1 protein-coding gene is annotated in these 1,506 nt (G+C 44.0%); it reads left to right on the forward strand.

All coding sequences use genetic code 11. The annotated features are described in order from the left end of the window. Positions 1 to 82 precede the first annotated feature (82 nt). On the forward strand, positions 83 to 1,405 hold the full coding sequence (locus tag AB4180_RS21675) for an IS4-like element ISVbsp1 family transposase (protein WP_102582670.1): 1,323 nt from the start codon (positions 83 to 85) through the stop codon (positions 1,403 to 1,405). Positions 1,406 to 1,506 lie beyond the last annotated feature (101 nt).

A 1,506-nucleotide genomic window follows, 5' to 3' on the forward strand; every position in this document is an offset into this window, starting at 1 on the left:
TAATGCCGATCGTTTAAGAAGACTTGAACGATCTTGCAGTTAGCAGATAATCCCCATCAACAACGTTGATGGGGATTTTTTTATGCTTGAACAAGAATTAGCAATGGCACACGAGACCATTGAAGATGCCGACAATTATGAATCTGTTGTCGACGCCATTCAGATTGAGTGGATAGAACAAGCTCTTCTTGAAACCAATAAAGCGAGCATAAGACGACGTCGGCTTCCCGCTCAGCAAGCTGTCTGGTTAGTTATTTGGATGGGGCTGCAACGCAACATGTCTATCAAAGAGGTGTGCAGTTCATTAGACATTGCACTTCAGCCTAAACCTGAAGATAGCTGGTCTCGTGTTGCACCCAGCGTCCTAACTGATTCACGCCGACGTCTAGATGAGAGTCCGTTAGCGGCTCTGTTTCACACAACGGTAAAGGCTTGGAATGGAGATATCCTTCAACAAGACAAAGACTTAGAGCTTAATGTTCTTGCTGTCGATGGGACAACATTTAGGTGCCAAGATTCCCCAGAGAACGCTGAAGAATTTGGGTTCATCTCTAAAAAATTGAAACCTTACCCTCAACTTCGTTTAGTCGCTTTGATGTCAACAGAAACTCGAATGATTATGGGGGCGGCTTTTGATGGCTGTCATGTCGGTGAAACGACCTTAGCTAAGCGCCTATTCAATGATATCCCCGCACATTCATTGACCTTATTTGATCGTTGTTATTTCTCGGCAGACCTCTTGTTGTCGTGGCAAGAGAGTGCGGAAAATGCTCACTGGTTAATGCCTGCAAAGCGTAAGCTACGCTATGAAGTGTTGGAGAAATATGCGGAGAACGACATGCTCATCTCAATGCCCATCTCTCCTCAAGCTCAACGGCAGAATCCGAATTTACCCGCACGTTGGGAAGCTAGATTAGTCCTATATCAAGAGCCAAAAGGTGAGATAAAAGGTTTTATTACTTCACTTACAGACCCTAGTAGATACTCGCTAGAAATCCTGCTGCGTATTTATTGGCAACGCTGGGAGATAGAAGAAGGTTATGGTGAAATTAAACAGACTCAACTGCAAAGTCACGTCACTTTACGAAGTCGTTTTTCTGCCGGTGTGAAGCAAGAGCTTTGGGGCGTATTACTTGCCTATAACTTAGTGCGATTAGAGATGGTTAAGATAGCTTCAGAAGCCGGGGTTCGAGCGACTAGGGTCAGTTTTACCGCCGCAATTAACCTTATTGATGCGCAATTACGTTGGTTAGCTTTAAGCCCAGACGGAACTCTACCTGTAAAACTGAAAAGGATGAGAGACAGTTTGAGTCACTTCATTCTTCCAGATAAAAGAAAGGACCGAACGTTTCCACGTTCAGTCCTCTTTGTCCCAGCCAAATATCCGTTCAGGTTCAAGCAATAATGCTTATCCGAACGGCATTAGATGCTAACGGTGGGCGTTTTCTGGAGGTAGATAACGATGAATAATGACTTTAAATATTTACCGACAGACATCTATTTATT

Source organism: Vibrio sp. 10N.286.49.C3 (assembly GCF_041469545.1).
GTDB lineage: Bacteria > Pseudomonadota > Gammaproteobacteria > Enterobacterales > Vibrionaceae > Vibrio > Vibrio tasmaniensis_A.